Annotated in this window: 17 protein-coding genes; 3 read left to right on the top strand and 14 right to left on the bottom strand. The window is 56.9% G+C overall.

Going from position 1 to position 18219, the window contains the following annotated elements:
- Positions 1–30 precede the first annotated feature (30 nt).
- From bhcD to bhcA, 4 genes are all read right to left on the bottom strand, one after another.
- A complete protein-coding gene (bhcD, locus tag ACR0L1_RS10585; RefSeq protein ID WP_480858711.1) occupies positions 31–996 on the bottom strand; it encodes an iminosuccinate reductase BhcD in 966 nt (321 codons plus the stop codon).
- A gap of 118 nt (positions 997–1114) precedes the next feature.
- Positions 1115–2278 carry a 3-hydroxy-D-aspartate aldolase BhcC gene (gene bhcC, locus ACR0L1_RS10580; RefSeq protein ID WP_170772052.1) on the bottom strand — a complete coding sequence of 388 codons (1164 nt, stop codon included), beginning with the start codon at positions 2276–2278 and terminating at the stop codon, positions 1115–1117.
- 41 nt (positions 2279–2319) lie between these two features.
- Positions 2320–3288, bottom strand: a complete 969-nt coding sequence (bhcB, locus tag ACR0L1_RS10575; protein WP_480858981.1) for a beta-hydroxyaspartate dehydratase BhcB — start codon at positions 3286–3288, stop codon at positions 2320–2322.
- A complete protein-coding gene (gene bhcA, locus ACR0L1_RS10570; protein WP_480858709.1) occupies positions 3288–4478 on the bottom strand; it encodes an L-aspartate--glyoxylate aminotransferase BhcA in 1191 nt (396 codons plus the stop codon). The genes bhcB and bhcA overlap by 1 nt, the downstream gene beginning before the upstream one ends.
- A gap of 169 nt (positions 4479–4647) precedes the next feature.
- Here bhcA and bhcR point away from each other — a divergent pair, with 169 nt between their 5' ends.
- On the top strand, positions 4648–5496 hold the full coding sequence (gene bhcR, locus ACR0L1_RS10565) for an HTH-type transcriptional regulator BhcR (protein WP_480858707.1): 849 nt from the start codon (positions 4648–4650) through the stop codon (positions 5494–5496).
- On the opposite strand, the gene ACR0L1_RS10560 is transcribed toward bhcR, so the two are convergent.
- Complete coding sequence (locus tag ACR0L1_RS10560; RefSeq protein ID WP_480858705.1) at positions 5477–6346, bottom strand: bifunctional allantoicase/(S)-ureidoglycine aminohydrolase; 870 nt, start codon at positions 6344–6346, stop codon at positions 5477–5479. The two genes, bhcR and ACR0L1_RS10560, sit on opposite strands and share 20 nt — an antisense overlap.
- 480 nt (positions 6347–6826) lie before the next feature.
- Here ACR0L1_RS10560 and ACR0L1_RS10555 point away from each other — a divergent pair, with 480 nt between their 5' ends.
- Both ACR0L1_RS10555 and ACR0L1_RS10550 read left to right on the top strand, forming a co-directional pair.
- Positions 6827–7804: an NAD(P)H-dependent flavin oxidoreductase gene (locus ACR0L1_RS10555; RefSeq protein ID WP_170783391.1), complete on the top strand. Its 978-nt coding sequence runs from the start codon at positions 6827–6829 to the stop codon at positions 7802–7804.
- A gap of 37 nt (positions 7805–7841) precedes the next feature.
- Positions 7842–8618 (top strand): enoyl-CoA hydratase, encoded by a 777-nt coding sequence (locus tag ACR0L1_RS10550; protein ID WP_480503836.1) that lies wholly within the window; start codon positions 7842–7844, stop codon positions 8616–8618.
- Positions 8619–9018: 400 nt separating this feature from the next.
- Here ACR0L1_RS10550 and ACR0L1_RS10545 read toward each other — a convergent pair whose 3' ends face one another.
- The 9 genes from ACR0L1_RS10545 to ACR0L1_RS10505 all read right to left on the bottom strand — a co-directional run bounded on the left by ACR0L1_RS10545 (position 9019) and on the right by ACR0L1_RS10505 (position 18216).
- Positions 9019–9831: an IclR family transcriptional regulator gene (locus ACR0L1_RS10545; protein WP_480858703.1), complete on the bottom strand. Its 813-nt coding sequence runs from the start codon at positions 9829–9831 to the stop codon at positions 9019–9021.
- A gap of 113 nt (positions 9832–9944) precedes the next feature.
- On the bottom strand, positions 9945–10901 hold the full coding sequence (locus tag ACR0L1_RS10540) for a substrate-binding domain-containing protein (protein ID WP_170789233.1): 957 nt from the start codon (positions 10899–10901) through the stop codon (positions 9945–9947).
- 83 nt (positions 10902–10984) lie between these two features.
- Complete coding sequence (locus ACR0L1_RS10535; protein ID WP_214647972.1) at positions 10985–12271, bottom strand: ABC transporter permease; 1287 nt, start codon at positions 12269–12271, stop codon at positions 10985–10987.
- A 27-nt stretch (positions 12272–12298) separates the two neighbouring features.
- Positions 12299–13849, bottom strand: coding sequence for a sugar ABC transporter ATP-binding protein (locus tag ACR0L1_RS10530; protein WP_480858700.1), 1551 nt, complete (start codon positions 13847–13849; stop codon positions 12299–12301).
- A 517-nt stretch (positions 13850–14366) separates the two neighbouring features.
- Positions 14367–15182 carry an inositol monophosphatase family protein gene (locus tag ACR0L1_RS10525; protein ID WP_480858698.1) on the bottom strand — a complete coding sequence of 272 codons (816 nt, stop codon included), beginning with the start codon at positions 15180–15182 and terminating at the stop codon, positions 14367–14369.
- A 2-nt stretch (positions 15183–15184) separates the two neighbouring features.
- Positions 15185–16165 (bottom strand): zinc-dependent alcohol dehydrogenase, encoded by a 981-nt coding sequence (locus tag ACR0L1_RS10520; protein WP_480858696.1) that lies wholly within the window; start codon positions 16163–16165, stop codon positions 15185–15187.
- A gap of 40 nt (positions 16166–16205) precedes the next feature.
- A complete protein-coding gene (locus tag ACR0L1_RS10515; protein ID WP_480858694.1) occupies positions 16206–17027 on the bottom strand; it encodes a RibD family protein in 822 nt (273 codons plus the stop codon).
- A 30-nt stretch (positions 17028–17057) separates the two neighbouring features.
- Complete coding sequence (locus ACR0L1_RS10510) at positions 17058–17837, bottom strand: class I SAM-dependent methyltransferase (protein ID WP_480858692.1); 780 nt, start codon at positions 17835–17837, stop codon at positions 17058–17060.
- A complete protein-coding gene (locus tag ACR0L1_RS10505) occupies positions 17821–18216 on the bottom strand; it encodes a 6-pyruvoyl trahydropterin synthase family protein (RefSeq protein ID WP_170783430.1) in 396 nt (131 codons plus the stop codon). Before ACR0L1_RS10505 ends, ACR0L1_RS10510 begins: the two co-directional genes overlap by 17 nt.
- Positions 18217–18219: the final 3 nt, after the last annotated feature.

Genomic DNA, 18219 nt, shown 5'->3' with positions numbered 1-18219 from the left:
TAGTTCTGTGTCGGATGTTTCCCTTGACCCTCAGAAATCAACGTCGATAGCGATCCCTTTATCTACGGCCAACTCTACAACGGACGCGGCCACCGCTAGATCCTGAAGTCCAACTCCGGTGCCATCGAACAGGGTGATCTGATCGTCCGATATCCGGCCGGAATTCGTGCCGTTGATAACCGCGCCCAGCTGTGCCACATCGCTTTCCTTGATCAAGCCCTCGGCCACGGCATGCTGCGCCTCGCCGATTGTGATGGATTGCGCAACCTCGTCCGTGAAGACGGATGCTTTTGCCAACAACGCGGCTTCAACTTCTTGCTTTCCCTTGGTATCGGTGCCCATGCAGGCGACATGCGTTCCAGGGCTGACATGGTTGGCCATGAGCGAAGGAGAAAAGGCCGAGGTGATTGAGATGATCACATCTGCTTCGGTCATTCCGTCGAGTTCTACCGTTTCGAATGGAACGCCTGATTCATTGGCGACCTTTTCAATGTTGGGCAGCATTTCCGGGTGGTAGTTCCAGCCAATGACCTTTTCAAATGCACGTCGCTCGAGTGCTGCGCGCAGCTGAAAGGCGGCTTGATGGCCGGCGCCGATCATACCGATCACTTTTGCATCCGCGCGCGCGAGATGCTTGATCGACACAGAGGATGCCGCCGCAGTGCGCAGTGCGGTCAAAAGATTGCCACCCACCATGGCCGAAGGTTTGCCGGTGTCGGGATCGAACAGGAAAACGGTGGACTGGTGGTTGATAAGCCCGCGCTTTTCCAGGTTGTTCGGCCAATAGCCCCCTGCTTTCAAACCCAGCGTAAGGCCGGCGCGGTCAAAGCCGCCTTTGAAGCCATAAAGCGCATCTTCGTGCCCGATGGCTTCCCGAACAACGGGAAAATTGTAGGCATCGCCAGCGGCCATTGCAGCAAAAACCTTTTCGACGGCGTCAAAGGCGGCTTGTCGGGTCATCAGGTCACCGATTTCGCGCTCGGGTACGATCAACATGTTGTTCTCCACTCAGAATTCACGCGCCCGTGTGCGTCTCTGGAAGGAAGCGAACGCACACGGGCGACTTGTCGGGCTGCTTTTTGAGCCGGATTTGCCTGCTATTGGGTGTCGGGCATCAATACGCGTGGCCGCGGGCAGATACGGGCCACACGGTTTCAACCTTGCCGTTGCGCACGCCGACATACCAATCATGCACGTTCGCGGTCGGGTCACAGTGCCCCGGAACCAACTTGAGCTTGTCGTTGACCTTGAGTACCCCGTCCGTGTCCATGACGACGCCATGTTCGTCCGAACATTTGATATACTCGACATCGTCGCGTCCATAGACGACCGGCAGGCCGCTATCAACCGACTGTGCCTTGAGGCCGGCATCGACGATTGCCTTGTCAGCCTTGGCGTGACTCATAACGCTTGTCAGGATGAAAAAGGCGTTCTCCCACTCTCCTTGGTCGATGCGATTGCCGTCCTTGTCCAGAATACGGCCGTAATCGGCGTCCATGAAAGCGTAAGACCCACACTGCAACTCGTTATACACGCCCGAGTTGGATTCGAAGTAATAAGATCCGGTACCGCCACCCGAGACCAATTCGCATTCAATGCCTTCCGCCTTCAGCCCTTCAACGGCGTCCTTGACCATGGCAATCGCCGTGTCGAGCTTTTCTTTACGCGCCTCATAGCTGTCGAGATGCTGCATCGCGCCTTGATAGGCCTGGATGCCCGTGAATTTCAGATTTTCGGCGTCTACTACGGCTTTGGCAATCTCGATCACTTCTGGGGTTGTCGTGACACCGCAACGCCCGGCACCGCAGTCGATTTCCACAAAAACTTCCAATTGCGTCCCGTGATCGACGGCCGCGCCAGACAAGTCTGCGACATTGTCCACATCGTCCACGCAGACGATGATGCGGCTGCCCAGCTTTGGCAGGCTGGCAAGACGGTCGATTTTGGCGGGGTCACGCACCTGATTTGATACCAGAACATCCTTGATGCCACCGCGAACGAAAACTTCCGCTTCGGAAACTTTCTGACAGCAAACACCAACGGCGCCACCGATCCTTTCCTGAAGTTTTGCAACGTCCACAGATTTGTGCATTTTCCCGTGCACGCGATGGCGCATACCATGCGCTTTTGCATAGTCGCCCATTTTCTTGATATTGCGTTCCAGTGCATCGAGATCCAGCACGAGGCTAGGGGTCTGGATATCGGCTTCATCCATTCCGGGCTTGGCCGGAATGTCATAGCCGACTTCGAATTCGTCGAGATTGGTCATGTCTTTCATTTCCGTGTTCCTATATCGGGATTGATGTCTGTCGGGGGTGGTCACACAGTCAGCCAGGGCAGCTTGTCTAGATCGACATTGCCACCGGTGATGATCAGACCGACCCGCTTGCCTTTGAACGCGTCTGGATTCTTCAGTACCGTGGCCAATGGAACGGCCGAGGACGGCTCCATCACGATCCGAAGGTGTTTCCACGTCAGCTTCATTGCGTCGATGATCTCCTGTTCCGTGGCCGTGTAGATTTCGGAAACGTGGTTCGACACGAAGTGCCACGTGAGAACTTTCAGGGGGACAAGAAGACCGTCGGCGATTGTCTTTGGAGCATCATCGGCGATAATGTGCCCTGCTTTGAAGCTGCGATAGGCGTCGTCGGCTTGCTCGGGTTCGGCTGCGATGATTGCAGTCTCGGGCGCTAAGGTCGAAAGAGTCAGACACGTCCCAGACACCATGCCGCCACCTCCGATCGGGGCAACAACAGCATCCAGGCCATCCGTCTGTTCTATGAATTCACGCGAACATGTGCCTTGCCCGGCGATCACCCTTGGATCGTTATACGGGTGAACGAAATCGCCGCCCGTCGCTGCTTGAACCTCGGCAAATGTCGCTTCGCGCGACGAGGTAGAGGGCTCACATTCCGTTATCTTTCCACCGTAGCGGCGAACCGTGTCCTTTTTTGCCTGTGGCGCGGTACGCGGCATGACGACATTGCACGGTATGCCCCGCTTCATTGCAGCATAAGAGAGGCACGAGGCGTGATTGCCAGACGAATGTGTCGCGACGCCCTTCTTTGCCTGTTCCTCATCAAGGCCGAACACGGCATTGGTAGCCCCGCGCACTTTGAAGGCGCCGGGTTCCTGGAAGTTCTCGCATTTGAAGAACAACTGCGCCCCGGTCAGTTCATTGAGGTAGTCCGAGGTTCGAACCGGGGTGCGGCGGATGTAGGGCTCGATCCGGCTGTGGGCGTCGAGCATATCTTCGTAGGTCGGGATATACATCGTGCAATCCTTCATCATGCAGCGTCCTTCTGCGCGACGGCTGGATGACCGCGATAATATTCCTGTGCAGCCGCAACGCCCGAGCCCAATTGGATGTTCAGTCCCAGATCGGCCATACACATTTCAGCTGTGGCGATGCCGGACAGCGCCATGACATCGGTCAGGCTGCCAAGGTGCCCGATACGGAACACCTTACCGGCGACCTCGCCGAGCCCGACACCAAAAGCAACGCCATATTTTTCGGCGGCATGGGTAACGATGTCTGTTGCATCAAAGCCGTTCGGCGTGCGTATCGCGCTGACGGTGTCTGAATACACCGATGGGTTGGCTGCGCAAAGCTCCAACCCCCAGGCGCTCACGGCGGCGCGAACACCTTCAGCTATGCGGTAGTGGCGGGCAAAGACGTTTTCTAGACCTTCACGCAGCAACATGTCGCAAGCCTGATTGAGACCGTTCATCAACCCGACGGCGGGCGTGTAGGGATAGGCATTGTTGGCGTAACCCTTGGCCATGTCATGCACGTCGAAAAACGTGCGGGGCAAGGTGCCGGCTTTGGTCGCTTCCATCGCTTTTTTGCTAAAGCCTACAATGGCAAGCCCGGCGGGCAGCATGAATCCTTTTTGCGATCCGGTCACCGCAACGTCTACGCCCCATTCGTCAAAGCGGAAATCCATGGATGCAATGGACGAAACTCCATCGACAAACAGCATAGCGGGGTGCTTGGCGGCGTTCAATGCTTTGCGCACGGCAGCAATATCCGATTTTACGCCTGTTGCTGTTTCGTTGTGCGTGGCTAGAACCGCCTTGATTTCGTGGTTCGCATCCGCGGTCAAAATCTCTTCGTAGTGGTCGGCGGGCAGGCCCTGGCCCCAAGGGGTTTCAACGATTTTCACATTCAACCCGTGACGTTGACACATGTCGATCCAGCGATGGCTGAACATACCGTTTCGCGCTGCAAGAACCTTGTCGCCGGCTGACAGGGTATTGGTCAAAGCGGTTTCCCAGCCGCCAGTCCCGCTGGACGGAAAGATAAAAACCTCGGCGCTTTTGCTTTTCAGGATTTTCTGAACACTGGCACGCGCGGGATGCAGAATTTGCCCAAACAGCGGCGAGCGGTGGTCGATCGTGGGCATATCGCAGGCCTTGCGCAGGCTCTCGGGGATATTGGTCGGACCCGGAATGAAAACGGGGTTTTGAAAGCTCATGGGTGGTCTCCTTCCGTCGTTGACCAAACAATACGACCAAGGCGTTCGTCGGGAAATTATTTTGAAAACACTTTTCAAAATACAGATAATGGCATTTATCTTATAGTTGTCAGAAGCTTATATTTTTCATACCATGAATTAAGCTTTCAAAACAGATCAAAGGTATTTTATGGATTTCCGGAACAATGAGCCTGAGTCCCGTCGCAAAGCTAGGGGAAGACCCCGAGGATGGGATGACAAGACCGCGCAAAATACCATCAAGTCCTTGGATAGGGCGATGGAGGTTTTCGAATATCTGAGCGAAGCGCAAGGGAAGACTCTGACGACGCTGTCCGATGAAATGAAGCACTCCCCAGCAACGGTTTATCGTATTCTGGTGACGCTGGAGGGCAGGGGGCTTGTCGAATTCGATCGTGATGAACAGGTCTGGCATATTGGCCCGCGCGCCTTTGTTATAGGCTCGCGGTTTCTTAGACGAACCAGCCTTGTTGATCGGGCACGGCCCGTCATGCGAAAGCTGATGGAAGCGACTGGAGAGACCGCCAATCTGGGCGTCGAGAGAGAAGGGGCGGTGCTATTTCTGAGTCAGGTGGAAACACATGCCAGCATCCGTGCATTTTTTCCTCCGGGCACTTTGTCCCCGATGCATGCTTCGGGTATTGGGAAGGCTCTGTTGGCTTATATGGATGAAGATCGGCTGGATCGCTTGTTGGCCGCCGCCGAGTTGCAGGCTTTCACGGATCGGTCGATTACGCAGCCGGATGCACTGAAAGAGGATCTGGTAGCCATCCGATCGCAGGGCTACGCGATTGATAACGAAGAAAAGAACACGGGCATGAGATGCATTGCAGCACCCGTGTTCGATATCAATCGAGAGGCGGTGGCCGGGATATCGGTGTCCGGGCCAACAAGCCGTGTGAGCGAAGCCGAGATCGAGCGACTAAGCCGCTCCGTCATCGAGGCAGCCCATCAATTGACGCAGGCGATCGGGGGTGTCGTCACTCTGCCGCGGACCTAAGGCGCTGATGTCGTGGAAACGCTGCGGGTCCAGTCCGCAACGCCATGTGGCGGTTCACGTCCTTGTATAGCAAGTACCGGAATTTCCCTGGCCCACCTGCGTAGCATGCCTGAGGGCAGAAGGCGCGCAGCCACATATAATCCCCGGCTTCGACCTCGACCCAGTCATTGTTCAGGCGATAAACGGCCTTGCCCTCAAGAACGTACAGGCCGTGTTCCATCACATGCGTCTCAAGAAAGGGGATGACCGCGCCGGGTTCAAAAGTCACGACGGTCACATGCATGTCGTGTCGCAAGTCGTTTGGGTCTACAAATCGCGTTGTCGCCCATTTGCCATCCGTGCCCGGCATCGGTGTTGGCGCAATGTCGTTTTCGTTGAGAACAAGGATATCAGGTGTGCTCAGCCCTTCTACAGCTTCGTACGCCTTGCGGATCCAATGAAATCGCAAAGTGTCCTCACCGTGGTTTCGCAAGGTCCAATCGGTTTCAGGAGGCAGATAGGCATAGCCACCGGGGGTGAGCTGATAGGTGGTACCGCCGGCGTGCAATGTCGCGTTGCCTTCGACCACGAACAAGACGCCTTGCGCCTCGGGATCGGTCTCGGGCCGGTCAGAGCCTCCGCCGGGCTGAACTTCCATGATGTATTGCGAAAAGGTTTCGGCAAAGCCGCTCAGCGGGCGCGAGATGACCCACAGTCGCGTGTCTTCCCAAAAGGGCAAAAAACTGGTGACGATGTCCCGCATTGTGCCCCTAGGGATGACGGCATAGGCGTCAGTAAACACGGCGCGATCTGTCAGCAACTGGTCTTGTCCGGGATGCCCACCTTTTGGTGCGAAATACGTATTGCTCATGTGTGCTCCTGAAGAAAACCGTGCCTGTTAACATATGCTCTGGTTGTAGGTTTCCGACCAGACACAAGGGAACGACAGCTCTATCTTGAAAAATTTGACAATCGCGAGGGTTTTCAGGTGAAGCGGCATTCTCTGGCCCGTCGTGACAGTACACCCGGCTGATCCGACGTCTAGTGAACCGGCAATCCAGTTCGACCCCACGTCACGCCATGCTTTCCGCCAGAATCCGGTATGACACACCGTATCGCGAATAGAAAAACGGCGTACAGGATGCACGTACCTTTAGCACTTTCGGGACAGAACGGAGCAACGGTTTCAAAGGTCGGGGAAACGCTGGCCGAACACCTGTTTTCATCTGACGTTCAGGTTGGCTAGGTGCATCAAAACTGGGGTAAGGGGCGGCGGCGCCGCCCCCAATCGCAAAAACTGAGGCACCTGAGAGGCGGTGCCAACAACAGACTCATCACGGAGGCCAAGGCCATGAAAACCGAAATTACCGAACTCTTTGGCATTGAACGCCCAATCATTCAGGGCGGGATGCACTATGTCGGGTTTGCCGAACTCGCAGCCGCCGTTTCAAATGCTGGCGGTCTGGGAACGATCACTGGACTGACACAGAAAACGCCCGCCGATCTGGCAAATGAGATCGCGCGTTGCAAGGATATGACCGACAAACCTATTGCAGTGAACGTCACGTTTCTGCCAACCGTCAACGCGCCGGATTACCCGGCCCTGATCAAGGCGATCATCGACGGTGGCGTCACAGTGGTAGAAACGGCTGGGCGCAACCCGGCACAGGTTATGCCGTATCTTAAGGATGCAGGGATCAAGGTGATCCACAAATGTACCTCGGTTCGCCATGCTCTCAAGGCGCAGGAAATCGGCTGCGATGCCGTATCTGTTGACGGGTTCGAATGCGGCGGGCATCCGGGCGAGGATGACGTACCCAACATGATCCTGTTGCCCCGCGCCGCTGATGAGTTGGAGATCCCCTTCGTCGCGTCCGGCGGTCAGGCCGATGGCCGCTCACTGGTGGCTTCGTTGGCTATGGGGGCGTCGGGTATCAATCTGGGTACGCGTTTCGTTGCCACCAAGGAAGCGCCTGTGCATCAGAACGTAAAGGACGCCATCGTCGCGGCGACCGAACTGGACACGCGCCTTGTCATGCGCCCGCTGCGCAACACGGAACGGGTCATGACCAACCCGGCGGTCGAGCGCATTCTGGCCAAGGAAAAAGAAAAGGGTGAGACAATTCAGTTCGAAGACATCATCGACGAAGTGGCCGGTGTCTACCCGGGTATCATGCAGGGCGGGGATATGGATAGCGGTGCTTGGTCCTGCGGCATGGTTGTTGGCCTGATCAATGACGTGCCTTCCTGCCAGGAGCTGTTGGACCGCGTCATGTCCGAGGCTGATCAGATCATCAGCGAACGCCTGGCTGGCTATAACGCTGCCTAACAGACAACCCGAAAATAAACCTGCGAAAGAAACGAAAATGACGAACGAAAATACAGCCACGCAAGGTGTCGCGACCGAGAAACTGGGTTCTACCCTGCGTATAACGATGTCGAACCCCGGCAAAAAAAATGCGATCGATCGGTCGATGTATCTTGGTCTGGCCGAAGCCCTGACAACCGCAGCCAAAGACCCTGAAATTCGAGTGGTTTGGCTGCGCGGTGCAGACGGTGATTTCACCAGCGGCAACATGGTGAGCGATTTTCACAACTCGGCCTCTGGTGAAAATCCGCCCGTCGTGGCTTTTCTTGAAGCGCTGATCAAATTCCCCAAGCCGATTGTCGCACAGGTAGAAGGAGTGGCCATCGGGGTTGGCGCAACAATGCTGATGCATTGTGATCTGATTTATGCGGCCGAAGGCACGCGATTCCGTCTGCCTTTTGTCAACCTTGGTCTGGTACCCGAAGCCGGGGCCAGCTACATCCTGCCGCGTCTGATGGGGCAGGCCAAAGCGGCGGAACTTTTGCTTCTGGGCCGGATGTTCTCTGCCCAAGTTGCGCTTGAAACCGGGCTTGTCAGTGGGGTTGTCGCCGCCGAGGATCTGGAAGACACGGTTTCAGCCGCGGTTTCCGAGCTTGGTGAATTGCCACCGAACGCTTTGATGAAAACCAAAGCGCTTCTGCGCCGCCCTCTTACGGGTGATGTCTGGATAAGGGTCACCGAAGAGTTGACGGATTTTGCTGCTCAGCTTGATCATAGCGAATTTCAGGAAGCCTTTCAGGCGTTTGCAGAAAACCGAAAGCCGGTCTTCAAATAGTCAGTCCAAGATTGTTTGTCTTAAATTTCCGACCCAAGTGCTTCGCGTCGGCTTCGGACACTTGGGTCGTCATGGCGAATTGAGCGCGATCCGGGATCTGTAGATACCGTCTACAGGCGTGAGGCGGAAAGACCACTCGAGCCTGTGAACTAAATTGATCCGTACCATCTTCGTGTTTGCAGTCGCTGAGGCACGCGTTTTCCGACGTTTACCCGACATGCGAGGACATTTCGGGATAGTTCGAGTTACCGCGTTTGATCCTGTAATTTTGCTAGGAAAGTCCCTTTGGAAAGGAGAATGCGGGTATTTGCCGATTGGCAATCGTCGCACTAGTTCCGTGCAATCTGATCATTGGTTTTTGGAGATGGGTATAGGGGGTCTGAATGCTTTTGACCAATGCTCAGGCTAGTTGATGCCAGGGTGTCCGCGGTAGCGGCATCCGTGTCGCAATACTAGTCTGTAGCTGTGCTGCAGTTGCCCTCAGCGCGTCGATTACAAATTCGCGCCGGTTGTCGATCAGGGCGGATGCGAAATGTGGGATTGTCAGCGACGCGATAACGGATTGATCCCCACCGTGACGGATGGGCGTTGAAATCTCGCTGATCGCGTTGCTTTCAGGGCTGCTAAGCGAAATATAGTTCTGCTCGGCACAGATTGCTGCTTGATCGGAAAACTCCTGAAGTGCGTCTTCGCTTTCGCCGGGCACGATGCTGCGAAGAAAGGTTAACCGGTCCTGTTCCCGCGCAAAATCTGAGAGAAAACATGCGCCAACCGAGGTCGGAAACACGGGGGTGGTGTATCCAACCTGAACCGTGACCCCATAGTTCTGCGAAGATGAAACGCTGTTGACGACGATCAACTCTTTTTTGCCATTAGGCACCCAAAGGTGGTTGGACAGCTCAATTTCCTCGGCCAACCGATTCATATACGGCTCGGCCAGTTCGGCCAGTTTGCCGTTATCCGTGCGGTCGCCGCCCAGCAAAGCCAGCTTACCTGTCAATTTGAACAGATCGCCTTCTTGCCGCTCAATATATCCGCGTTCCTCCAGCACGATCATCATGCGGAAAATCTCGTTCTTCGACCGCCCGATTCCCTGCGCCAGTTGCGACAGGGTAGGGGAAACGTCCGAAAGCGAAAGAAACTCAAGAATATCCAACCCCTTTTCCAGTGCGGGGGCGGAGTATTTTTGAAGTTTCGTTTTTTGCTCGGACATGGGCGGAACCTTTTCTTGTAGCTTTCCCAAAAAAAACAGCAGGGGCGCAAGCCCCTGCTTGTCCGGCCGGCCATCCCGACAGGGAGGAGAAAGGAAACCGGCCTGAACGGTCCTTACAGGCCGTTCTTCTTCAGAACGTCACCAGCATTTTCCGAAGTGATCGCCTCGGTGCCCATGACAACCGATTTTGGAACTTCTTCACCTTTCAGATGCTTCAGTGCCTGACGCAGGCCTTCTGCACCGGGGGTCGGGTACAGGAAGGTGGCCGACAGCTCGCCATTGGCAACCCAAGTCACGCCTTCGCCCGGAAGCGCGTCAACACCAATGAAGATGATGTCATCGGCACGGCCTGCGTCTTTGGCTGCCAGATATGCACCATAGGCCATCGGGTCGTTGTGGCCGTAAACCATTGTGATGTCTTCATAGTTGCGCAGAGCGGTCGACATGATGTCATAGGCCTGATCCTGCTTCCAGTCGCCCGACTGCTGATCCAGCAGGAAGGTAACGCCTTCTTCGCCCTCAAAGGCTTCGTGGAACCCGTTGGCGCGGTCATGCGCGGCTTGTGTGCCCAGACCCCCCCAGATTTCCACGATAGTGCCTTTGGCAGCGCCCGCGCCACCCAGCTGGTCCAACGCGAACTTGCCCGCCTCGCGGCCGATCAGTTCGTTGTCGCCGCCAACCCACTGAACGAATTTGTCGGTGTCGACGTTACGGTCCAGAACAAAGACGGGGATGCCCGCGTCAGTGGCTTGTTCGACCACACCGGTCAGACCGGCGGATTCTTTCGGCGAGATCAGGATCGCGTCAACTTCCTGACGGATAAAGTTTTCGACGTCGGCAACCTGCTTTTCGGTGCGGTCGTTTGCGTCGGCGATGATCAGCTCGACATTGTCGTGTAGGTCGGCCTCGGCGCGCAGGTCTTTGTTGAACTGGACACGCCAGGGTTCAACCGTTGTCACCTGCGAGAAACCGATCACATAGTTGTCAGCCGCCAGTACCATCGAGGCCGAAAACGAAGTTGCGAGCGCGGTGGCAGCCATCAGGCTCTTGCCAAATGTTCTTCTTTTCATAGTCTACTCCTTAGTCATGATGCGGGTTACTCCAATGTTCCCGCGTTCTGATTGCTCTGACCTTGGTCCGCCAAGATTCGAGGTCAGAGCCTCCTCCCTCTGCCCAGGCGCTCTTTCGCCATGACAAAGATCTCTTCAAATCGCCCTTCCTGAAGCAGGACGGCGACCACGATGATGATGCCCTTCAGCACCAGCTGCGTGTTACTGTCGATGTTGTTCAATTGCAGGATGTTGCTGAGGAAGCCAAAGATCAGGACCCCAACGAATGTTCCCATGATTGCGCCGCGTCCCCCCATCAGACTGGTGCCGCCGATGACCACGGCCGCAATCGCGTCCAGCTCCAAGCCAAGACCGGCATCCGGTTTGCCCTGGCGGAACTGCGCCACATACAACACCCCAGCCAGCGCGGACAAACCGCCCGCCAGCGCATAGGTGATGATCTTGTTGCGGCCCACATTGATGCCAGCCAGACGCGCGGCCTCTTCATTGCCGCCGATAGCCATCAGATAGCTGCCGAAGGTGGTGAAACGGGTGATCAGGAAAAAGATCAGCAGGACGGCAAGGAAGAACAGGCCCGGCACGGGTAGAACACCCCACAGCAATTGACGCAGCACTTCGAAATTCTCGGTCGCGTTGCTGCCGGTGTAGACCGGATAGACAGCGGTATCCTGCCCGGCAATCACACGCGCCAGACCCAGCGCACCCACCATCATTGCAAGCGTCACGATAAAGGGTTGCAGGCGGCCATAGACAATCAAGGCGCCATTTACTGTCCCCATCACGGCCCCAATGCAGGGCACCACAATCAGCACAGCCAGGACGCCAAACTTGGGCATCACCTGACCGGCCAGCCAAACCATCACACCGATGGCAATTGCAGCGGCAACAAGACGGCTTAGCATCCGTGACGGCGCGCTTGTGGTGGCCGCTGTGTCCGAGGTGCGGTTCAGGTTGCTTTGCACGAAATAAATCAGGGCAGCGATGGCTACAAACAGGACGATCCCGGTGGCAGGCACGCCAAAATAGCTTGCCGCGGTCCATCCTTCTTGCGTCAGCAACATCGCACATATCACGGTACCCAGCGCCATGACGGACCCGACAGACAGGTCGATACCAGCGATAAAAATCACCATCGTCATGCCGACCGCCACAATGCCCGTGACCGAGACCTGACGCAGGATGTCTGTCAGGTTGCCCAGCGACAGAAAGATGTTGTTGCCCTTGGACGAAACCGGTGAGGTCAACGCCCCGAACAGGATCAGAGCAACCAGGCCCCAGTAGAGTTTTGTCTTGTTCAGCAGCCGCATGAACACCGCCCCCGAGGTGCGGTTTTGTTCTAAAGTTGGGCTATTGGGTTCCATAACAGTCATGTCTTTTCTCGATTAAGGATCAAGCGCTTAGCGGAATTGCATCGCAAGTGCTTTGATCGAATCCACGGTCATTTCGTCGCGCGAAAGCTCTCCGGCCATCTGGCCCTCACACAGCACGATCATGCGGTCGCAGACAGCCATGAACTCGGATAGTTCCGAGCTTGCGAACAAGACCGAGATGCCTTGATCTGCCAGTCGTCCAACCAGATCGTAAATCTCGTCCTTGGCACCAATGTCGATGCCACGGGTAGGCTCATCCAGCAGCAGGACACGCGGTTGTGTCGCCAACCATTTGCCCAAAACGACCTTTTGTTGGTTGCCCCCGCTCAGCTTTCCGACCGGGTGATCCGGCCCTGTGGCCGCCACTTTCAGTGTTTCGATCGCCTTCAACGCCTGTTTGCGCTGCTCGACGTCCGAGTACCGCCCAAATCGCGATTGCAAAGGCATCAGCGGCAGCGCCACATTCGATGAGATTGACCGTTCGAGCAACAGCCCGTTCCCCTTGCGGTCCTCGGTGATCAGCGCCAGCCCGTTGCGAACCCCGTCTTGCGGTTTGATCGGGCGCAGCGGTTTGCCTTCCAGCGTGATCTGCCCGTGATAGTTCCCGCCGCGCGCGCCGAATAGTGTTTCCAGAAGCTCGGTGCGACCGGCTCCTAGCAGGCCACCAATGCCCAGCACTTCTCCGCGTTTGAGGTCGAACGACACATCTTCCAAAACTTTGCGGTTACCGGTCCAGGCCGACAGGTTCGCGACCTGCAGAACCACTTCGTCTTGCGCCGGGTTCTGGCGTTCAACGGGGTTAATCTCAACCGTGCGGCCAACCATCATTCGGATTAGTTCGGCGGATGTTGTCTCGGATGCCAGACGCGTTCCGATCAAGTCACCATCGCGCAGAACCGTGACCCGATCCGAGATTTCGAACACCTCATCCATCCGGTGAGAGATATAGACGACCGCGACGCCCTGCAGCGCCAGATCGCGCACGACTTCCATCAGAATATCGGCTTCAGCCTGCGACAGGGCCGAGGTCGGCTCATCCATGATCAGCAATCGCGCATTCATCAGCAGCGCGCGTGCGATCTCAACCAGTTGCTGTTCTCCGACACGCAGGTCCTTGACCGGGGTGTCGATATCCAGCGTGAATCCGAACCGCGATAGGGCCTGCCTTGCCTTCTGCCTCAGAGCGTTGCGGTCGATGAAGGTGCCGAATTTTCGCGGCTCATGCCCCAGTAAAACATTTTCAGCCACCGTCATTTCGGGGATCAGGCTCAGCTCCTGATGCATGATGACGATACCGTGCTGTTCCGCATCGCGCGGCGAGTCGAACGTGACGGTTTCCCCGTCAATCTGGAACGTTCCGAATGTCGGCTTCTGTACGCCGCTGATGATCTTGACCAGCGTGCTTTTCCCGGCACCATTCTCACCCATGAGAGTGTGGATTTCACCGCCGTCAAAAACCAGATCGACGTCTCGGAGAACGGATACACCGGAAAACGACATACCAATCCCGCTGAGGGACACGGTAATCTGACTTTCGGTTCCTTGTTGCGCCCGAAGCGCCGACTCTTGCTTCGCCATCACAGCGCCTCCCTTCGCCGATCTTAACGATTCACCGCAAAACGGTTTCATATACAAAACCACAGGCTTCAACAAAACGTCAAGAAGTATTTTGGACGGCGCTTCAAGCAGCGAATTATCCGTGTTGTCGTACCGGTTTTGACTCAGTGTGGACGCTGGTTGTCTGCAGTCGGCGTTTAGTATAAGTATAAGAAAAGGTTAACTAAATTTACTGTTTAGGCAAAAAATCTTGCTGCGCATTTTCGCATCCTAGGTCCGCATTGGTCAGATAGTTGCCCGAAGCGGTGCTGCTCAGGCGATCCAGAATAGAAACCGTTTCACCAGTAAAGATAGAGTCGGGTTTTAGAAGAAGGATGAGCCCCGCTACGATGCCACAGGTGGCCTATCTTCATCCATCCGTCGGGCACGTCTAGGACAAAGGTTTTGGTTGCTCGATCCCAATCGAAATGGCTAGGCAGAAATTCTTAAACAACACCTTAGAGGACAACCTTCCGCGGGCGCAATCTGCCGAGCGTTTTCATAAGATGTTCTTGCGTAGCACTGTGGCGAGTTCGGAATTGCTCGCAATCAGGGACCCAGTCGCCAGAATGTCGGTGTTTGGCCAAAGGGGTTGAACCAATCCTCCGGCCTCGCGGACCAGTAGCAGCCCGGCGGCGATATCCCAAGCGCCAAGGTTGCGCTCCCAATAGCCCTCAACGCGGCCTGCGGCAACATAAGCCAGATCAAGCGCCGCCGCGCCGCCGCGTCTGATCCCTGCGCAGCTCGGCATCAGCCGTTCGATATCCGCCAATGCAGCTTTCAGATACGTCACCCGCGCGCCAGCAGGGACCCCGGTGGCAAAAAGTGCGTTTTGTGTGTCGCTCTCGCCGCTGACCCAAATGCGTCCACCGTTCAGATAGGCCCCGGTCCCACGTTCGGCAGAAAATACCTCGTTCTTTGTTGGGTCGCACACAAGGGCGGCGACGATTTCGTCTTTGTCGCACAGCGCGATTGAGATAGCCCAATGCGGAATGCCCTTCACGAAGTTCGTCGTGCCGTCCAATGGATCAACAACCCAGTGCAAGTCGGTTCCTTGACCGAGGCGGCTGCCCGTTTCCTCGCCCAGCCAGCCGTAGTCCGGGTAGGCACTGGTCAGCTTCCGGGCGATCTGTGCCTCGGCCTCGCGGTCGGCCTGTGAGACGAAATCGCCCTTGGTCTTTTGTTCGACCTGCAGCGCGTCGCGGTTTGCAAAGGCTTGCTGCAAGCCGGCCGTGGCGCTTAACGCGGCGTCGGCCATGGCCGTCAAATGGCGCGACGCGTTTGACGGAAGCCAGTGTTGTATGTCCAGCACCATGGTCAATCCCGGGCAAACCTGATCCGATGGCAAAGCGTTGATGAGGCGTCCAAAATCGCCTCATAGCTTTGCGGCAGATCGTCAAATTCCGTCTCACCCGAGATGAGAGCATCCAGAACCGGGTCTGCAAGTAGGTCGATGGCTTTACGCAGCCGTTTTCCATAGGTCCAGCGTGCGGCCATATGGGCCGGAATACGCCCGACCTGACTGCTGATTATCCGCAGACGTTTGCGATGAAAGGCGCCCCCCAGTGGCACGGTGGTGGGTTGGGTGCCGTACCAGCTGGCTTCGACGATGGTGGCTTCGACCCCGGCTGCGGCGATTGCGGTCGCCAGCCCCGCAGATGTGGCCGAGCTATGGATCACCACATCGGAATTCTGCGGTACCTGATCGGGGTGCGCAAAGTCGCAACCCAACTGCTGCGCAATTGTGGCTCTGTCGGGGTTGGTGTCGACAAGGCAGACCTCGGTTCCGGGCATGCGGGCGAAGAGATACCCCGTCAGGGCGCCGACTACCCCAGCCCCGACGATGGTGACGCGGCTACCGGCACCGAGCTCCGCGTCCCACAGAATGTTCAGTGCGGTTTCCATGTTGGCGGCAAGCACGGCACGGGCGGGAGGGACCGATGGGGTGATTGGGATGGCCGCAGATGATGGCACGCTGAACTGCGTTTGGTGCGGATGCAGGGCAAAAACGAGCTCTCCTGCCCGAGGGCCGGACTGAATGGTTCCGACGGCGGCATAGCCGTATTTGACAGGGAATTCGAAACTGCCTTCCTGAAAAGGGGCGCGCATCGTGTCGAACTCTGCCTTAGGAACCTGCCCGCGAAACACCAAACGCTCGGTCCCGCGACTTATGCCGGAATATAGCGTCTTGATCCGTACGCCGTCAGGACTGTCGCCAAGGACCGTGTCCAAAAGCGTGGGTTTTCCGGCTTGGGTGATCCACAACGCGCGGGCCGTTTGGTCTGAATTGACTTTCATGGCGTGCCTTTGATCTTCGGGTTTGTGTCGGGAGCAGCTGTCAGTTTGTGTGGACGGCGGCCCGACAGGGCAGGGGGTATGGCTTGATCTGCGCAGAGGCGGGTTCAAATGTGCAATCGAACAGCACATCCGAGCCCAGCCCATAGACATCCGTCCGGGGCCGCAGCGCCTGAGATAGACGCTCGACTGGAGAGGTGGTCAGGCCCTGTGGCCCGGCGCCGATCAGCAAGGGCGCGACGGCGACATGTAGGTGGGTCAACAGATTTGCCTCAAGGAATTTGGCGATGGTGATGCCACCGCCTTCGATCAGGATGCGGTTCAATCCCCGCTGCTGCAAGGCATTCAGGATTTGTGCGGGTGAAATCCAATGGTTGCACGGCAGTGTAATCACCTCGACATGGTCGGGACGGGCTTTGTCGACGGACTGGATGACAATGCAATGCGCTGACCTGTCTTGCATCAACCCGATATCGTCCGGCATGCGCCCGTTTGGATCGATGATCACGCGGACGGGGTTTTCACCTTCGACCATGCGCACGGTCAGACGAGGATTGTCGTGAAGAGCTGTCTTGACCCCGATCACAACCGCATCGGACAGCGCCCGCAGACGGTGCAGATGGACAAGGCCATCCTTGCCCGAGATATCTTTGGCATCGCCCGATACGGTGGCAATGCGCCCATCCAGCGACTGCCCAATCTGACCAATGACCTGGCCACTGGACTTCGGTTGCGCCAGAGCGCCATAGATCGAAAGGGCCTGCTTTTCGCCTTCGCTCCAATCGGGGTCGCATAAGCATCCGTGACCGGCACGGACAGACAAGATACGGTCCCAGACCTTGGGTGTTACGTCAACGTCCTGCATCGTTATCTCCGTATTCCGGCTTGCCGTTGTTCATCTTGGGACCGCCAGATGATCGGTATGGCCGATGAAACCAAGCGTCTGGGACAGTGTCTTTTGTCGGGCGGCGGCCCAATCCTGGGCCTCGTCCTTGCCAACCTCATGCGCGGCCTGTGCAATTCCGGCCAACAGCTTGGCGTGCAGCGTGGTGTCCTCAGCACCAAGGTGCCAGGGGCTTTGGGCCGAACTGACCGCATAGCCATCTGCCGCGCAAACCCTTGCAAAGCGTGATCCGGCTTCGGGGCCAAGTGCTAGTCCCAGCCCCTTGTCGGTTCGCTGGTGCTGGTTAAAGGCTTGGGTGACGCCCTCGTCGTGTGGGTCTGCGGGGGACCAACGCATCACGCCGTCATAGTTGAGCGCCGTGTAAACCGGAATACCGGCCGCGCTGGCCCACTTGACTAGAGCGTCCACCCAGCTTTCGGGCATCAGGTCGAATAGGGCCGAAGCTGTGATCAGTCCGACCCGGTTCAGATCAAGACCGTCGATGCGGCTCAGATCGCATTGCACGCACTGCGCGTTGGGATGCCGCGAGGCCGCGATACGCAACAGGGCCGGATCATTGTCGACAAACCGCCAGTTGAGATCCGAAAATCCGGCACTGGCAAAGGCGCGCGCGGTCGAACCCGTGCCGCTGCCAAGATCAAGGATCGTCATCCCCTCAGCGACACAGCCCGCAGCACGCCGCAGCAGATCCTGATCCCGAGACCGGTGATCGACCGGTTCCCGCAGGCTGAGCCAGTCGGGTTCAAAGCCGATTTCAGAGGTCTGCTTCATACCACCCACGCGCGACATGGCTTTCGTGTAGCTGCACGCGGATACGCTTGAGGCGACCTTTGTCGCCAAGCCCTCTTGTCTTTGCGACATCGCGTAACTGTTCCCAGATATGGTGGCAAAGGAATTCGGTTGTAGTGATCTTGCCTTTGAAGGCAGGCACCTCGTCCAGATTAGTATAGCGCAGCGGGGCCAGCGTCTGGGCCAGGGCCTCGGTGGCCAGGCCGATATCGACGACCAGACCGTTTTCGTCCAGATCGGCGGTGTAAAAAGCGGCATCCACGACAAATGTGGCCCCATGCATCCCCTGAGCGGGGCCAAACACGGGCGAGGGCAAGGAATGTGCGATCATCACGTGGTCGCGGACTTCAACAGCAAACATGAG

Source organism: Ruegeria sp. J8 (genome assembly GCF_056531925.1).
The sequence above is the reverse complement of the archived record's forward strand: the minus strand, read 5'-3'. Positions and strand labels throughout refer to the sequence as shown.

Coding starts and splice junctions, on each gene's coding strand:
- ACR0L1_RS10555 (WP_170783391.1), top strand. CDS start 6,827: ATGAAAACCGAAATTACCGAACTCTTTGGCATTGAACGCCCAATCATT.
- ACR0L1_RS10525 (WP_480858698.1), bottom strand. CDS start 15,182: ATGGTGCTGGACATACAACACTGGCTTCCGTCAAACGCGTCGCGCCAT.
- ACR0L1_RS10505 (WP_170783430.1), bottom strand. CDS start 18,216: ATGTTTGCTGTTGAAGTCCGCGACCACGTGATGATCGCACATTCCTTG.
- ACR0L1_RS10550 (WP_480503836.1), top strand. CDS start 7,842: ATGACGAACGAAAATACAGCCACGCAAGGTGTCGCGACCGAGAAACTG.
- ACR0L1_RS10530 (WP_480858700.1), bottom strand. CDS start 13,849: ATGGCGAAGCAAGAGTCGGCGCTTCGGGCGCAACAAGGAACCGAAAGT.
- bhcB (WP_480858981.1), bottom strand. CDS start 3,288: ATGAAGGATTGCACGATGTATATCCCGACCTACGAAGATATGCTCGAC.
- ACR0L1_RS10515 (WP_480858694.1), bottom strand. CDS start 17,027: ATGCAGGACGTTGACGTAACACCCAAGGTCTGGGACCGTATCTTGTCT.
- ACR0L1_RS10540 (WP_170789233.1), bottom strand. CDS start 10,901: ATGAAAAGAAGAACATTTGGCAAGAGCCTGATGGCTGCCACCGCGCTC.
- ACR0L1_RS10560 (WP_480858705.1), bottom strand. CDS start 6,346: ATGAGCAATACGTATTTCGCACCAAAAGGTGGGCATCCCGGACAAGAC.
- bhcR (WP_480858707.1), top strand. CDS start 4,648: ATGGATTTCCGGAACAATGAGCCTGAGTCCCGTCGCAAAGCTAGGGGA.
- ACR0L1_RS10510 (WP_480858692.1), bottom strand. CDS start 17,837: ATGAAGCAGACCTCTGAAATCGGCTTTGAACCCGACTGGCTCAGCCTG.
- bhcA (WP_480858709.1), bottom strand. CDS start 4,478: ATGAGCTTTCAAAACCCCGTTTTCATTCCGGGTCCGACCAATATCCCC.
- ACR0L1_RS10545 (WP_480858703.1), bottom strand. CDS start 9,831: ATGTCCGAGCAAAAAACGAAACTTCAAAAATACTCCGCCCCCGCACTG.
- ACR0L1_RS10535 (WP_214647972.1), bottom strand. CDS start 12,271: ATGACTGTTATGGAACCCAATAGCCCAACTTTAGAACAAAACCGCACC.
- bhcD (WP_480858711.1), bottom strand. CDS start 996: ATGTTGATCGTACCCGAGCGCGAAATCGGTGACCTGATGACCCGACAA.
- ACR0L1_RS10520 (WP_480858696.1), bottom strand. CDS start 16,165: ATGAAAGTCAATTCAGACCAAACGGCCCGCGCGTTGTGGATCACCCAA.
- bhcC (WP_170772052.1), bottom strand. CDS start 2,278: ATGAAAGACATGACCAATCTCGACGAATTCGAAGTCGGCTATGACATT.